Here is a 13642-nt window from a genome sequence, read left to right as displayed (position 1 = left end):
CCGCAAATCGATCCAGCCCCGCGCCCCTGAAGACACCTGGCCCCGTCGGTCTACACGGCCGCCCGGACTCCGTCCTTCCATACCTCCGTCACGTTGGCAGGCAGCGCCGTCAGGTCGTAGGCGTCGCCCTCGACGAGCACCAGGTCGGCTCTGCGACCTGGTTCTACGGTGCCCAGGTCGTCGTAGCCCAGTAGGCGGGCGGACGACGACGTGGTGGCCGCCAGCACCTCGCCCGGAGTCATGCCGCACGCCTCCATCAGTGGCAGTTCGTCGAGGTTGGTGCCGTGCGGGCCGATGCCGCTGTCCGTGCCCATTGCGATGCGGACGCCCGCCTCGGCGGCCCGGCGTACGGAGTCGGTGTGGGCCTCGGTGACCTCCCGCGCCTTGCGGACCATGGCGTCGGGGATCTGGACGCCGGCCTCGGCCGCGCGGATCACGGCCACGGGGGCGATCAGTGTGGGGACGAGCCAGGTGCCGTGTCGCAGCATGAGGTCGATCGCCTCGTCGTCCAGGTGGATGCCGTGCTCGATGGAGCGGACCCCGGCGCGGACGGCGTTCTTGATGCCGTCCGCGCCCTGGGCGTGGGCCATGACGTAGCGGCCCTGGGCGCTCGCCTCGGCCACCAGGACGTCGAGTTCCGCGGGGGTGAACTGGCTGTGCCGGGGGTCGTCGCGCGGGGACAGGACACCGCCGGTGGTGCACACCTTGAGGACCTCGGCGCCGGCCCGCAGCAGGGTGCGGGCGGTGCTGCGCATCTCGTCCGGGCCGTCGGCGATCGCGGGCGGGCGGCCCGGGTGCGGTACGGCGAGACCGGCGCACTGGCCCGAGGGCATCCAGTTGTCGCCGTGGCCGCCGGTCTGGCTGATCAGGCCGATCGAGATCTGGACGCGGGGGCCCGGCACCAGGCCGTCCTCGACCGCCTGTTTGACGCCCAGGTCGGCGCCCGCGGCGTCGCGGACGGTGGTGATGCCGGCTTGGAGGGTGCGGCGCAGGTTCACCGCCGCCTCGAAGAACTGGTACGAGAAGGGCTTCTGGAGCGCCCCGAGCAGCCCGATGCCGTTGAGCGTGAGGTGGACGTGGCAGTCGAACAGGCCCGGGAGGAGGGTGCGGCCCGTGCAGTCGACGGCTGTGTCGCCGTCCAGGCCCGTCCCCACGTCCACGATGCGGCCGTCGGCCACCACCACGTCGGCGGGGGCGGGGTCGGCTCCGGTGCCGTCGAAGACGAGGCCGCCCGAAAAGACCGTACGGAGTGCGGAGTTGGTCATGCGGTCACCGCGACTTGCTTGTCGGGGTCGGGAGTTGTGCTGCGGGTCAGGAGACGTTCGGCGAGGGCCGCGAGAGTCAGGACGATCATGTTGGCGGCCAGGCCGACCAGGCCCACGTTGACGTTGCCCGCCAGGCCCTTGTCCCAGAACGTCAGCCAGATGACGACCAGTTCGCCGACGAACAGCCCGGCGAGGACCGGGACCTTGCCCACCGGGCGGCGGGCCAGGAAGCCCAGGGCGATGGCGGGGGCGAGCTGGACGGTGCCGCTGTAGGTGAGCAGCAACAGGTTGGCCAGCAGGTCGGGGCGGAAGATCGCCAGGAGGAGGGACAGGCCGCAGGCCGCGACCACTGTGCCGTGGTTGATCCAGAACTGGGTGCGCTCGCCCTTCACCCGCGCGATGTTGCGGGCCACCAGGGACGAGATGCCGATCAGGATGCCCGCGGCCGGCACCATCGCCGTCGCCACGGCCGCGATCACCACCAGGCCCGTCGCCCACGCGGGCAGGACCTGCTTGCTCAGGGTCAGCAGGATGCCGTTGGCCGAACTGCCCGGCTTGACGACGAGGACGGCGGCGAAGCCGACGATGATCGGCATCAGCAGGCAGAGCTCGTACAGCGGCATCCAGGTGTAGTTGCGGCGCAGGACCTTCGGGTCACGGGCGGACATCACCGCGGGCCAGGCGTGCGGCAGGCACATCAGGCCGACGCCGATCGCGCTGACCAGCATGCTCGTGGTGAACCAGACCTGGTCGGCGGGGCCGGCGTGGATCGTCAGCATCTCGGGGTGCAGCTTGTCGATGCGGTGGAACATCGCGCTGACACCGCCCGCGAAGTGCGCGGGGACGGCGACGAGGAGGACGGCAAGGACGACCAGCATGACGACGTCCTTGAAGTACGACGTCATCGCGACGCCGTGCAGCCCCGCCCACAGGACGAAGGCCACGACCAGCGCGCTGCCGATGATCATGCTGAGGGTGCCGGAGGAGGAGTTGCCGGTGACCAGCTGGACGATCAACCCCAGTCCGGTGATCTGGAGTTGGAGGTACGGCAGCACGAAGACGACGCCGAGGACGGCCGCGACCGTGCCGAGCAGTCTGCTGTCGTAGCGGTCCTCCAGGTAATCGCCCTGGGTGAGGTAGCCGCGCTCCTTGCCGAGCGACCACAGGCGCTTGGCGAGGAAGAACAGCACCATGTAGCCGATGGGGACGTACGGGAGGGCGTACAGGGCGGCGACTCCGCCGCTGAAGGCCAGGCCCGCCATGCCGAGGAAGGTGAAGGTGGTGAACACCTCGCCGGCCTGGAGGAACCACATGCTCACCGCGCCGAAGTTCCGTCCGCCGACGGCCCATTCGGACAGGTCGGCGGCCGGCTTGCGGCGGCCGACGAAGCCGAGGACGCCGATCAGCACGATGCCGGTGAACGTCATGATCAGGATGGTGGTCACTGGTCGGCCCCCTCGGTGATCGTGGCGGTGCCCGCTTCCTCGGTGGCCATCAGGCGTTCCGTCAGCAGCAGCGCGGGGGTGCACAGCACGCACCAGGCGGCGCCCCACACGAGCATCCGGGGCAGGCCGAACCACAGTCCGTCGGTGTTGACGAACGGCAGGAACGGCATGAGGGCCAGCGCGAGCGCGGGCACGGCGGGTATCAGGTGGTACGGACGCATCACACGGTCTCCTTCGTGGGACGGCCGAGCCGGTCCAGTCGGCGGACGGCGAGTTCGGCGAGCAGGGCGGAGCCGTCGGAGACAACGCTGTCGTCGAAGGCGGCGAGCGGGGAGTGGTTGCCGGGCGCGGTCTCCGGGTCGCCGGTGGTGTCGGCGCCCAGGAAGACGAAGGCGCCCGGTACCCGGTCCAGGACCCGGGAGAAGTCCTCCGAGCCGGTGATCGGGTCGGCCAGCGGCTCGAAGCGCTCCTCCCCGAAGACCTCGCGGACGGTGTCGGCGAGGAAGTCGTGCTCGGCCACGTGGTTGACCGTGACCGGGTACTCGGGGACGAAGTCGACCTCGGCCGTGAGGCCGTGGGCCGCCGCGATGCCCTCGCAGAGGCGTACGGCGACCTCGGCGGCGCGTTCGGCGGCGGCCGGGGTGAAGGTGCGCACGGTCGCCTCGAAGACGGCGTCGTCCGGGATGACGTTGCGCCGGGTGCCGGCGTGGAAGGTGCCGACGGTGACCACGACCGGGTCGAAGACGTCGAAGCGCCGGGTCACCATCGTCTGCAGCGCGGTGACCATCTCGCAGGCCGCGGGCACCGGGTCCAGCGCGGCATGCGGTCGCGAACCGTGCCCGCCCGCTCCCACGACCCTCACACGCAGGCCCGCCGAGGCCGCCATCAGCGTGCCGGGGCGGGAGCTGAAGACGCCGGTGGGGTACGACGACGAGCTGACGTGCAGTCCGTAGGCGGCGTCGACCGGACGGCCCGCCGCCGCGAGGACACCCTCCTCGACCATGTGCCCGGCGCCGTCCCAGCCCTCCTCCCCCGGCTGGAACATGAAGACCACGTCCCCGGCCAGGCTCTCGCGCCGGGCGGCGAGCAGCCGGGCGGCGCCGACGAGTCCGGCGGTGTGCAGATCGTGGCCGCAGGCGTGCATGGCGCCGTCGATCCGGGAGGTGAACTCCGCGCCGGTGCGCTCGGTGACGGGCAGACCGTCCATGTCCCCGCGCAGCAGGACGACGGGGCCGCCGGGTTCGCCTCCGCCGCGCAGGACGGCCGTGACGGAGGACAGCGAGGTGCCCGTGCCGATCTCCAGCGGCAGTCCGTCCAGTGCGGCCAGCACCTTCTCCTGCGTCCGCGGCAGGTGCAGGCCGATCTCGGGTTCCCGGTGCAACGCCCGGCGCAGGACGGCCAGTTCGCCCTGGAGCTCACGCGCGTCGTCTCGCAGACTCATCCCTCTCCCCTCGCCTGTGCACCACGTGGTGCGTGTGGTGCGTGTTTGCCCACGTGACCGGCAATCATGGGAGGGCAGCGCAGTGTCGCGCGGAAATTGGCGGAATACGCCACTCAGCAGCCCTGAAACCGAAGGATCCACCATGCTGTCCGAGGCCGACCTCGCTCTGGTCAACGCGCTGCAGGTGCAACCCCGCGCTTCCTGGTCACTGATCGGCAAGGCGCTGGGCGTCGGCCCGGTGACCGTGGCCCGGCACTGGGGGCAGTTGGTCGAGCGGCGCGAGGCGTGGCTGACCGCCTATCCGGGCGCCGCCGTCGGGGAGGGGCTGGTCTTCGCCTTCGTGCAGGTGGACTGCGCGCCCGGTGAGGCCATGCGGGTGGCCCGCACGGTGGCCGGCGATCCGCATCTGGCGGCCGTCGACTATGTGGCGGGCCCCTGCGACCTGGTGCTGCACCTGGTGGCGTCGGACCTGGCCACGGCGTCGCGCTACGTGGTGGACCGGCTGGCGGGGCTGCCGGGAGTGGTGGGGACCCGGACCCTGGTCGCGCCCCGGATGTACACCGAGGGCAGTCGCTGGCAGGTGCGGGCGCTGTCGCGTGACCAGCGCGGCCTGCTCACGGCGGCGGAGCCGTCACCGGGCATGTCGCCGCGGTTCGGGGAGCTGGACCGCGCCCTGTTGCTCGCCCTCGGGGAGAACGCCCGTGCCACGCATACCGAGTTGGCCTCGCGGCTCGGTGTCGGTGCGAGTACCGTCCGGCGGCACTTGGGGGCGGCTCTGGCCGGTGGGGTGATCCGGCTGCGGTGCGAGATCGCGCGGTCCCTGTCGCCTGCGCCGGTGACCATGCTGCTGTGGTTGCGGGTGCCGCCGGATCAGTTGGAACGGTCGGCGCGGACGCTGGGCGGGCTGCCCGAGGTGCGGATGTGCGCGGCGATCAGCGGGGCGGCGAATTTGCTGGTCGGGGTGTGGTTGCGGGGGCCGGGTGAGGCGGTGGGGCTGGAGAGCGAGATGGTGGCCAAGCTGTCCCGGTCGGAGATCGTTGATCGGGCGGTGACGTTGCGGGCGGTGAAGTTGGGTGGGTGTCTGTTGGACGAGGAGGGGCGGATCGAGGGTCGGGTTCCGATGGATTTCTGGGCGGATGTCTAGGGCGGTTCCGCTCGGGGGTGCGGGTCGTTTTCGGGCTGCGGGTTTGTTGTGGTTGCTCGCGCAGTTCCCCGCGCCCCTAAAGGGGCGCTCCAGTCGTCCTCAACTTCAGAGCCAGGACCGGGCAGTCCGAAGCCGCTTGGCGGGCCCGTTTCACCGTGCGCGCCGGGATCGCAGTCCCGGCCACCAGCGGGTAGCCCCACTCGTCCAGCGTGATGTGGTCCGGTAGTAGTTCCGCGCACAGGCCATGTCCCTGGCACGCCGTCCAGTCGATGTCGATCTGCTGTTGCTCCATGGTCAGCGGGCCTCGTTCGGGATCGGGAGCAGGGGGGTGGGGTCGGTCGCCGTGCACAAGCCCCTTGCGTGGGCGTCGAGTTCGGCCGCGAACGTGGTCAGCGCGCTGCGGACCAGTCGGACCGTGCCGTCGGGGTGGTGGCAGGCGCCTCGGCCCTCGACCAGGCCGGACCAACGGGCCACGTCCTGGCGGGTGTTGCCCTGGGGGCCGGGGGCGGCCAGGGTCTGGAAGGCCGAGGCTATGCGCGGCAGGCCGTTGAGGCAGGGGCCGCACTGGCCGGCCGACTGGAGGGCCAAGTAGCGCAGGACTCGGGCGGTTTCGGCCACTCCGCAGCGGGTGGTGGGGAGTGCGGCCAGGACGCCCGCACCCAAGTCCCCTGAGTCCAGCGTGCGTTGGGCCGCTCCGGCGGACGGGATCCAGGTGCCGTGGTAGCCGCCGACCAGTACCGCCGACATGCCTTGGAGCGGGAGCAAGCGGTCCAGCGGGAGGCCGAACGGGGCTTCCACGACCCGGACTTCACGGCCCGGCACATGCAGGGTGCAGAGCGTGCTGCCGGGCTGGGTGGGCGTGCCCGCGCTGCGGAACCAGTCGGCGCCGTAGCGGGCGACCAGGGCGAGGTGGGCCAGGGTTTCGACGTTCTGGACGAGTGTGGGGGCCTTGCGCACTCCGCGTTCACGGACCGGCGGGTGCTGGTGGCGGGGCAGCGGAGCGTTCCCGGAGACGTACTGGGCGAGCGCCGAGGCCTGGCCGGAGAGGAAGCGTTTGGGGAGGCGGATCACCTTCACGTTCAGCGGGTCGTTGCGCTGGGCCAGGGCCGACTCCAGGTAGGACGCGCCGTCCTCCACCGCCAGGTGGGCCTCGCCCGCGCCCACCGCCCTGGCCGCCAACTGCAGCCCGTCCAGGACCAGATGGGGTGAGAGGCGCAGGAGTGTCTTGTCCTTGCGGCTGGCCGGTTCGCCTTCCGCGCCGTTCGCCACGACCACGGGGGTGCGGCCCGTACGGCGGCTCGCGTCGGCGACCGCGACGAGTTTGCGGTACGTCGGGAACGCGGCGCCTCCGCGTCCGGTGAGGCCTGATTCGGCGACGGTTCTCAGGAGGGCGTCGGGATCGCCGTAGGACAGTGGGCCGTAGCGCTGTTCGTGGGTGGCGAGGTCGGCCGCGGTGCCGCCGGGGGCGAGGAGGCGGGGGGACATGTAGACGTCGGTGAAGGTCGTGGTGGTCATGAGCGGGCTCCTTCGGCGGTGCGGAGCAGGGCCGCGGGGGTGCGGCGGGCGGCGCGGGCGGAGTGGGCCGTGCGGAGGGCGAAGGCGGCGACCACCGCGGCCACGCAGGACACGGTCAGCCAGGTCATCCAGTCGGTGCCGGTGTCCGTGCCGATGCCGATGCCGTGGATCAGGGCGACGGGCCAGGAGGCGTACGCCAGCCAGTGGACCGCCCGCCAGGTGCGGTGGCCGATGCGTTCGCGGAGGAGGCTGGTGACCAGGACCGCGAGCAGCAGGTCCAGGGCCACCGTGCCGAGGCCCAGCCAGAACGGCTGGTAGTCGGAGACGAAGGGGATCACCGCGTCGAGGACGCTGATGTTGACGTAGCCGTCGATCACCGCCACCGCGATGTGCAGGGCCAGGAACGCGGTCGCGGAGAGGGAGAGGCTGCGGTGCAGGGTGACCGTGCCGAAGCGGGGCAGGCCGGGGAGCCGGGTGCGCAGGCGGACCGCGATGCCGAGCAGGACGACGACCGTGAACAGGACCAGGCAGACGGCTCCGGTGGCGCGGTTGGCGTACCAGAGGGTTTCGGAGCTCATGCGGCGGCCGCCAGGGAGGTGGGCCAGCCCGGGGTCGTGACGACCGTGCCGTCCTGGGCGACCAGGCGGGCCGGCAGGCCGAGGCGGGTCAGCCGGCGTTCCGCGCCCGCGCCCTTGACCATGGCCGCCGTGCTCGCCGCGTTGGCGTCGGCGCTCGTCGCCGCGGCGACCGAGACCGTGCGCCAGGGGCTGCGGACCGGGAGGCCGGTGCGCGGGTCGACGATGTGGTGCAGTTCGTGGCCGCTGCGGCGCCAGTTGCGGGAGGCGGTGCCCGAGGTGGCGAGGCCGCCGGAGCGCAGGCCGATCGTGGCGTACGTGCCGTCCGCGGGCGTCTCGTCGACGGAACCGGTGACGTCCTGGACGCGGATGTTCCAGCCGCCGGCCGGGGGCTCCCCCGCGACGGCCGTGTCGCCGCCGAGGCTCACCAGGACTCCGCAGCCCGCGACTTCGGCGAGCATCGCGGCGGCCTTGTCGGCGGCCCAGGCCTTCGCCGTGGCACCGAGGTCGAGGCGGACGCCGGCCGGGACGGTGACCGTGCCCGTCGTACGGTCGAGGTCGATCAGGCGCCAGCCCGGGGCGCGCTTCACGGTGAGCCGGACCGGGCGGTCGTCCTCGCGGACGAGGGTGAAGTCGCGGTCGTAGCCGATGGCGTTCATCGCCGAGCCCACGGTCGGGTCGACCGCGCCGTCCGTCGCCTCGGCGGCGCGCAGGGCGACCGCGAGGGCTTCGGCGAGCAGTGGGCTCACGGTGACCGGGCGGCCGAACGAGGCGTCCAGGGCGGCCAGTTCGGAGTCGGGGCGGAAGCGGCTGCAGGCCGCGTCGACCTCGGCGAGGTGCCGGGCGAGGAGCAGGTTGCAGGAGTCCAGGAGGGCCGGGTCGGTGACGACCAGCCTGACCGTGGTCCCCAGGGCGCGCCAGTCGGCGGCGGCCGTCGTACGCAGGGTCGTCACACTCATCACGACGCTCCCGACGTGGAGTCGGTGGAGCCGCCGGAGGACGACGTCACGCCGGACGAGGACGACTGGAGGTCCGACGAGGACGAAGAGGATGAGGACGATGAGGACGAGCTGTCCGACGTGGACGAGCTGGAGGAAGAGGCCGACGGCGAGGGCGACGACGAAGTGCTCGTGCCGGTGTTGCTCGCCGTCGTGTCCGCTTCCGTGTCCGACTGCAACGTGCCGACCAGGGCGAACACCCCGGCGGCCGCCGCCAGCGTGACCGCTGCCGTGGCCGCCGCGATGCGCCGCTTGCCTCTGCGGACCGCCGCAGCGGCCCCACGCTCCTTGACTGTCATGACCGTTCCCCTCCGCAGTGACGCTCTGTCACGTACTACGGTCGGGGACCAGCCTGAGAGAAGTCTGTGAGGCGCCCATACGCCTGCGCAGAACTCCCTGAGAGATCTCTTACAGAGCGGGCTGCGCGGTCAGGCGGGCGATCGCCTCGTCGACGGTCAGCTCCTCGCGCTCGCCGGTCCTGCGGTCCTTGAGCTCCAGGACACCCTCGGCGGAACGGCGGCCCGCGACCAGGATCTTCGGTACGCCGATCAGCTCGGAGTCGGTGAACTTCACGCCCGGGGAGACTCCGGCGCGGTCGTCGACCAGGACGCGCAGGCCGGCCGCGCGCAGCTTCTCCGAGACGTCCAGGGCGAGTTCGGTCTGGAGGGCCTTGCCCGCGGCGACGACGTGCACGTCGGCCGGGGCGACCTCGGCGGGCCAGCACAGGCCCTTGTCGTCGGCGGTCTGCTCGGCGAGGGCGGCCACCGCGCGGGAGACACCGATGCCGTAGGAGCCCATCGTCACGCGGACCGGCTTGCCGTGCTGGCCGAGGACGTCGAGCTTCAGGGCGTCGGCGTACTTGCGGCCGAGCTGGAAGATGTGGCCGATCTCGATGGCGCGGTCGAGCTTGAGGCCGGTGCCGCACTTGGGGCAGGGGTCGCCCTCGTTGACGACCACGACGTCGACGTACGTGTCGACCTCGAAGTCACGGCCCGCGACGACGTTCTTCGCGTGCGTGCCCTCCTTGTTGGCGCCCGTGATCCAGCTCGTGCCGGGAGCCACGCGCGGGTCGGCGATGTACGTGACCTTCTCGCCCAGGCCCTGCGGACCGACGTAACCGCGCACCAGGTCGGGACGGCCGGTGAAGTCCTCAGCCGTCACCAACTCCACTGCGGCGGGGGCGAAATGGGCCTCGACCTTGTCCAGGTCGACCTCGCGGTCACCGGGCACTCCTACGGCCACGATCTCGCCGTCGACCTTCACGAGGAGGTTCTTGAGGGTCGCGGAGGCCTCGACACCGAGGTGGGCGGCGAGGGTCTCGATGGTGGGGGTGTCGGGGGTGGGGATCTCTTCGAGCGCGGGCACGCCGGTCGCGTCCACGGACGTCAACTCGTACGTGATCGCTTCGGTGTTGGCGGCGAAGTCGCAGTTCGGGCAGTCCGCGAAGGTGTCCTCGCCGGCCTCGGCGGGAGCGAGGAACTCCTCCGACTTGGAGCCGCCCATCGCGCCCGCGGTCGCGGCACAGATGCGGTAGTCGAGGCCCAGGCGCGCGAACACCTTCTGGTACGCCTGGCGGTGCAGGGCGTAGGAGTGGGCCAGGCCCTCGTCCTCGGTGTCGAAGGAGTACGAGTCCTTCATCAGGAACTCGCGGCCGCGCAGGATGCCGGCGCGGGGGCGGGCCTCGTCGCGGTACTTGTGCTGGATCTGGTAGAGGATGACGGGCAGGTCCTTGTAGGAGGACGCCTGGTCCTTCACGATCAGCGTGAAGATCTCCTCGTGGGTGGGGCCGAGGAGGTAGTCGCCGCCCTTGCGGTCCTTGAGGCGGAACAGCTCGGGGCCGTACTCGTCCCAGCGGCCGGTCGCCTCGTACGGCTCCCGGGGCAGGATCGCGGGCAGCAGCACCTCCTGGGCACCGATCGCGTCCATCTCCTCGCGCACGATCCGCTCCACGTTGGAGAGGACCTTCTTGCCCAGCGGCAGCCAGGACCAGATGCCGGCGGCGGTACGGCGGACGTAACCGGCCCGCACGAGCAGCTTGTGACTGAGGACCTCGGCGTCCGCCGGGTCGTCGCGCAGCGTCTTCGCCATCAACTGGGACATGCGCTGGACCGGTGCGTTCGCCATGGTTCCTGTACTCCTGCCGGGAAAGGGTGATGGCTAGGAGGTTAGCCGGGCTCGCTGTGCCGGTGGAAATCGGTTAACGGCGGCGCAGCGGGAGCGGGGCACCCATCACCGCGTACGGCTTCGGGGCGCTGGGGAACAGGACCTGGCGGGCGAGGTCCTCGTAGCCGAGGGAGCGGTAGAGGCCCCGGGCCGGGCTGTCCGTGTCGATCGCGGAGAGGATCGAGCGGGGTTCGGCGGCGGTGTCCGTGATCGTGGTGATCAGGGAACGGCCAAGGCCCCGGTTCTGGAAGTGCGGGTGGACGTGCAGCTCGGTGATCACGAAGGAGTCGTCGAGCCAGGCGTCGTGACCGCCGGCACGGAGGTACGGCTCTACGACCGTGGACCACCAGTGGGTGCGGTTGTTCGGCATGCCGTAGACAAACCCGACCAGTCGGCCCTGGGTGGTGGCGCCGAAGGCGTTGGCGCCTGGGTAGGTCATGTGGCGCAGGACGATCTGCCTGCGTACGGCCACCTCGTCTGCGCCCAGGCCGAAGGCGATGGCTTGTACGGCGAGGGCTTCGTCGACGTGGGCCGAGAGGTTCAGGGGGGCGATCACGACGTCTTCGGGGTGGCGGTGGCCGTGACCGGGAAATCGCATGTGGGGAGAGTACAGGGGGGTGGCTGTTGTCGTTCGGGTGCGGGCCGCGTGTGGCTGAGCGCGCCCACGCGGCGGAGCCGCAAATCGATACAGCCCCGCGCCCCTGAACAGCCCTTTAGAACAGGACGCTCATGAAGGCGCCGACCTCTTGGAAGCCCACCCTCAAGTACGCCCTTCTCGCCGGGGTGTTGAAGTCGTTCACGTAGAGGCTGACGACCGGGGCCACGTCCGCGAGGGCGTAGCGCAGTACCGATGCCATCGCCGGGGCCGCCACGCCCATCCCCCGGTACTCGGGGGCCACCCAGACGCCCTGGATCTGGCAGGCCTGCGGGGTCGCGGCGCCGATCTCCGCCTTGAAGACGACCTTGCCGTACTCGTCGAGACGGGCGAACGAGCGGCCGGAGCCCACGAGTTCGGCCACCCGGGCCTGGTAGAGGAGGCCGCCGTCGCCCGCCAGCGGGGAGACGCCCACCTCCTCGGTGAACATCGCCACGCACGCCGGCATGATCGTCTCCATCTCGTCCTTGCGGATGCGACGGACGTAGGGGTCGGGAGCGATGTCGGTGGGCATGCGGTCGGCGACCATCAGCGGCTGGTGGGCGCGGACCTCCCGGGCCGGGCCCCAGCTGGGTTCGAGGAGGCGCCAGAGTTGGGCCGTCGCCTCGGCGGGGCCGACGATCGAGGAGCAGCGGCGGCCGGCCCTGCGGGCCCGGTCCGCGAACGCGCGGATCGCGCGAGGGGTGGCGCAGATCGGGACGAGGTTGGCGCCCGCGTAGCAGAGGGACGTCAGCATGCCGTCCTCGTACCAGCCCCACATCTCGCCGCCGAGCCGCCACGGGTCGAGGCCGGCGACCTGCACCCGCGAGGTCACGAAGGCGTTCGTGACCGGCTCGCGGTCGAGCACGGCGAGCGCGGCTTCCAGGTCGCTCGGTTCGAGCACCCGAGAGGTGGTCTGGGTCAACACGTACGGGACCTCACCCTGAGGGTCTGCTGATCTCCGCACTGTACCTGCGGAAGCTGAGCGGTGCCGCCTTGTGTTGGGGCTCGCTTCTCCTGTGGGGGTGGGGAAGTGGGCGTCTGGGGGCTGCCGCCCCCAGGCCCCCGCTTTCGGCCTGGACGGCCTCGTCCTCAAGCGCCGGACGGGCTGATGGTGTCGACCGGCGCCGACAAGCGAAGCACGAGAGCTGAGCCGACAAGCAAAGCCCAAAAGCCTTTTCAGCCCGCGACCGCGACCGTCGGCTCCCCCGAAGCCACCCCGTCCGCCTCCATCTGCTCGGCGATCTTCATGGCTTCCTCGATGAGCGTCTCGACGATCTTCGACTCGGGGACGGTCTTGATGACCTCGCCCTTCACGAAGATCTGGCCCTTGCCGTTGCCGGAGGCGACACCGAGGTCGGCCTCGCGGGCCTCGCCGGGGCCGTTCACCACGCAGCCCATGACGGCCACACGGAGCGGGACCTCCATGCCCTCCAGGCCCGCCGTGACCTCCTCGGCCAGCTTGTAGACGTCGACCTGGGCGCGGCCGCAGGAGGGGCAGGAGACGATCTCCAGGCGGCGGGGCTTGAGGTTCAGGGACTCCAGGATCTGGAGGCCGACCTTGATCTCCTCCACCGGCGGGGCGGAGAGCGAGACGCGGATCGTGTCGCCGATGCCCTGGCTGAGCAGCGCGCCGAAGGCGACCGCCGACTTGATCGTGCCCTGGAACGCCGGGCCCGCCTCCGTCACGCCGAGGTGCAGCGGGTAGTCGCACTGGGCGGCGAGCTGGCGGTACGCCTCGACCATGACGACCGGGTCGTTGTGCTTCACCGAGATCTTGATGTCCTGGAAGCCGTGCTCCTCGAAGAGGGACGCTTCCCAGAGGGCGGACTCGGCCAGCGCCTCGGGGGTCGCCTTGCCGTACTTCTTCAGCAGTCGAGCGTCCAGCGAGCCCGCGTTCACGCCGATGCGGATCGGGGTGCCGTGGTCCTTCGCGGCCCGCGCGATCTCCTTGACCTTGTCGTCGAACTGCTTGATGTTGCCCGGGTTCACGCGGACCGCCGCGCAGCCGGCCTCGATCGCGGCGAAGACGTACTTCGGCTGGAAGTGGATGTCCGCGATGACCGGGATCTGCGACTTGCGGGCGATCGTCGCGAGGGCGTCGGCGTCGTCCTGCGTCGGGCAGGCCACGCGGACGATCTGGCAGCCGGACGCGGTGAGTTCGGCGATCTGCTGGAGCGTGGCGCCGATGTCCGACGTACGGGTGGTCGTCATGGACTGCACGGACACCGGCGCGTCGCCGCCGACCGCCACGGATCCGACCTGGATCTGCCGGCTCTTGCGACGCTCGGCGAGCCGGGTCGGAACGGACGGAATGCCGAGAGAAATCGCAGTCATCTGCTGTGCAACCCCAAGTCGTGGATCAAGGCCCCGGTCCCGGAACAACGGGCTCCAGGCTTCGAGATTACGTCAAGCGTGCGGGCCCGAGCACATCCCGGCCGTAAACCCACCCAATGGAGGGC

Annotated in this window: 14 protein-coding genes; 2 read left to right on the top strand and 12 right to left on the bottom strand. The window is 71.2% G+C overall.

Going from position 1 to position 13642, the window contains the following annotated elements; translation table 11 throughout:
* Window positions 1-50 precede the first annotated feature (50 nt).
* The 4 genes from SSP08S_RS48025 to SSP08S_RS57525 are packed head-to-tail and all read right to left on the bottom strand — an operon-like array spanning window position 51 to window position 4151.
* Window positions 51-1265 carry a metal-dependent hydrolase family protein gene (locus SSP08S_RS48025; protein ID WP_019074809.1) on the bottom strand — a complete coding sequence of 405 codons (1215 nt, stop codon included), beginning with the start codon at window positions 1263-1265 and terminating at the stop codon, window positions 51-53.
* Window positions 1262-2710, bottom strand: coding sequence for a sodium:solute symporter family protein (locus SSP08S_RS48020; protein WP_019074808.1), 1449 nt, complete (start codon window positions 2708-2710; stop codon window positions 1262-1264). The genes SSP08S_RS48025 and SSP08S_RS48020 overlap by 4 nt, the downstream gene beginning before the upstream one ends.
* Window positions 2707-2931: a hypothetical protein gene (locus tag SSP08S_RS48015; RefSeq protein ID WP_019074807.1), complete on the bottom strand. Its 225-nt coding sequence runs from the start codon at window positions 2929-2931 to the stop codon at window positions 2707-2709. Before SSP08S_RS48015 ends, SSP08S_RS48020 begins: the two co-directional genes overlap by 4 nt.
* Window positions 2931-4151, bottom strand: coding sequence for a M20 metallopeptidase family protein (locus SSP08S_RS57525; RefSeq protein WP_019074806.1), 1221 nt, complete (start codon window positions 4149-4151; stop codon window positions 2931-2933). The genes SSP08S_RS48015 and SSP08S_RS57525 overlap by 1 nt, the downstream gene beginning before the upstream one ends.
* A gap of 142 nt (window positions 4152-4293) precedes the next feature.
* Between SSP08S_RS57525 and SSP08S_RS48005 the strand changes: the two genes are divergently transcribed.
* Window positions 4294-5295 (top strand): Lrp/AsnC family transcriptional regulator, encoded by a 1002-nt coding sequence (locus SSP08S_RS48005; protein ID WP_019074805.1) that lies wholly within the window; start codon window positions 4294-4296, stop codon window positions 5293-5295.
* A gap of 76 nt (window positions 5296-5371) precedes the next feature.
* On the opposite strand, the gene SSP08S_RS48000 is transcribed toward SSP08S_RS48005, so the two are convergent.
* The 4 genes from SSP08S_RS48000 to SSP08S_RS47985 are packed head-to-tail and all read right to left on the bottom strand — an operon-like array spanning window position 5372 to window position 8344.
* Entirely contained in the window at window positions 5372-5587 is a 216-nt protein-coding gene (locus SSP08S_RS48000; RefSeq protein WP_019074804.1) for a ferredoxin, read from the bottom strand.
* A gap of 2 nt (window positions 5588-5589) precedes the next feature.
* Entirely contained in the window at window positions 5590-6810 is a 1221-nt protein-coding gene (locus SSP08S_RS47995) for an NADH-ubiquinone oxidoreductase-F iron-sulfur binding region domain-containing protein (protein WP_019074803.1), read from the bottom strand.
* On the bottom strand, window positions 6807-7388 hold the full coding sequence (locus SSP08S_RS47990) for a ferric reductase-like transmembrane domain-containing protein (RefSeq protein ID WP_026179451.1): 582 nt from the start codon (window positions 7386-7388) through the stop codon (window positions 6807-6809). Before SSP08S_RS47990 ends, SSP08S_RS47995 begins: the two co-directional genes overlap by 4 nt.
* Window positions 7385-8344, bottom strand: coding sequence for an FAD:protein FMN transferase (locus SSP08S_RS47985; protein ID WP_019074802.1), 960 nt, complete (start codon window positions 8342-8344; stop codon window positions 7385-7387). The genes SSP08S_RS47990 and SSP08S_RS47985 overlap by 4 nt, the downstream gene beginning before the upstream one ends.
* 15 nt (window positions 8345-8359) lie before the next feature.
* Here SSP08S_RS47985 and SSP08S_RS47980 point away from each other — a divergent pair, with 15 nt between their 5' ends.
* A complete protein-coding gene (locus SSP08S_RS47980) occupies window positions 8360-8752 on the top strand; it encodes a hypothetical protein (RefSeq protein ID WP_019074801.1) in 393 nt (130 codons plus the stop codon).
* 39 nt (window positions 8753-8791) lie between these two features.
* Here SSP08S_RS47980 and SSP08S_RS47975 read toward each other — a convergent pair whose 3' ends face one another.
* The 4 genes from SSP08S_RS47975 to ispG all read right to left on the bottom strand — a co-directional run bounded on the left by SSP08S_RS47975 (window position 8792) and on the right by ispG (window position 13517).
* Window positions 8792-10507 (bottom strand): proline--tRNA ligase, encoded by a 1716-nt coding sequence (locus SSP08S_RS47975; protein WP_019074800.1) that lies wholly within the window; start codon window positions 10505-10507, stop codon window positions 8792-8794.
* A 73-nt stretch (window positions 10508-10580) separates the two neighbouring features.
* Window positions 10581-11144, bottom strand: coding sequence for a GNAT family N-acetyltransferase (locus tag SSP08S_RS47970; RefSeq protein WP_051106126.1), 564 nt, complete (start codon window positions 11142-11144; stop codon window positions 10581-10583).
* A 115-nt stretch (window positions 11145-11259) separates the two neighbouring features.
* Window positions 11260-12108, bottom strand: coding sequence for a GNAT family N-acetyltransferase (locus tag SSP08S_RS47965; protein WP_026179450.1), 849 nt, complete (start codon window positions 12106-12108; stop codon window positions 11260-11262).
* A gap of 251 nt (window positions 12109-12359) precedes the next feature.
* Window positions 12360-13517 carry a flavodoxin-dependent (E)-4-hydroxy-3-methylbut-2-enyl-diphosphate synthase gene (ispG, locus tag SSP08S_RS47960; protein WP_019074797.1) on the bottom strand — a complete coding sequence of 386 codons (1158 nt, stop codon included), beginning with the start codon at window positions 13515-13517 and terminating at the stop codon, window positions 12360-12362.
* Between the last annotated feature and the right edge of the window lie 125 nt (window positions 13518-13642).

The sequence above is a fragment of the Streptomyces hokutonensis genome (assembly GCF_000376565.1).
GTDB lineage: Bacteria > Actinomycetota > Actinomycetes > Streptomycetales > Streptomycetaceae > Streptomyces > Streptomyces hokutonensis.
The sequence above is the reverse complement of the archived record's forward strand: the minus strand, read 5'-3'. Positions and strand labels throughout refer to the sequence as shown.

What these genes read in the sequence shown, in the direction of transcription:
- SSP08S_RS47990 (WP_026179451.1), bottom strand. Translation starts at nt 7,388, where the DNA reads ATGAGCTCCGAAACCCTCTGGTACGCCAACCGCGCCACCGGAGCCGTC.
- SSP08S_RS57525 (WP_019074806.1), bottom strand. Translation starts at nt 4,151, where the DNA reads ATGAGTCTGCGAGACGACGCGCGTGAGCTCCAGGGCGAACTGGCCGTC.
- SSP08S_RS48000 (WP_019074804.1), bottom strand. Translation starts at nt 5,587, where the DNA reads ATGGAGCAACAGCAGATCGACATCGACTGGACGGCGTGCCAGGGACAT.
- ispG (WP_019074797.1), bottom strand. Translation starts at nt 13,517, where the DNA reads ATGACTGCGATTTCTCTCGGCATTCCGTCCGTTCCGACCCGGCTCGCC.
- SSP08S_RS48025 (WP_019074809.1), bottom strand. Translation starts at nt 1,265, where the DNA reads ATGACCAACTCCGCACTCCGTACGGTCTTTTCGGGCGGCCTCGTCTTC.
- SSP08S_RS47970 (WP_051106126.1), bottom strand. Translation starts at nt 11,144, where the DNA reads ATGCGATTTCCCGGTCACGGCCACCGCCACCCCGAAGACGTCGTGATC.
- SSP08S_RS47995 (WP_019074803.1), bottom strand. Translation starts at nt 6,810, where the DNA reads ATGACCACCACGACCTTCACCGACGTCTACATGTCCCCCCGCCTCCTC.
- SSP08S_RS47975 (WP_019074800.1), bottom strand. Translation starts at nt 10,507, where the DNA reads ATGGCGAACGCACCGGTCCAGCGCATGTCCCAGTTGATGGCGAAGACG.
- SSP08S_RS48015 (WP_019074807.1), bottom strand. Translation starts at nt 2,931, where the DNA reads ATGCGTCCGTACCACCTGATACCCGCCGTGCCCGCGCTCGCGCTGGCC.
- SSP08S_RS47985 (WP_019074802.1), bottom strand. Translation starts at nt 8,344, where the DNA reads ATGAGTGTGACGACCCTGCGTACGACGGCCGCCGCCGACTGGCGCGCC.
- SSP08S_RS48005 (WP_019074805.1), top strand. Translation starts at nt 4,294, where the DNA reads ATGCTGTCCGAGGCCGACCTCGCTCTGGTCAACGCGCTGCAGGTGCAA.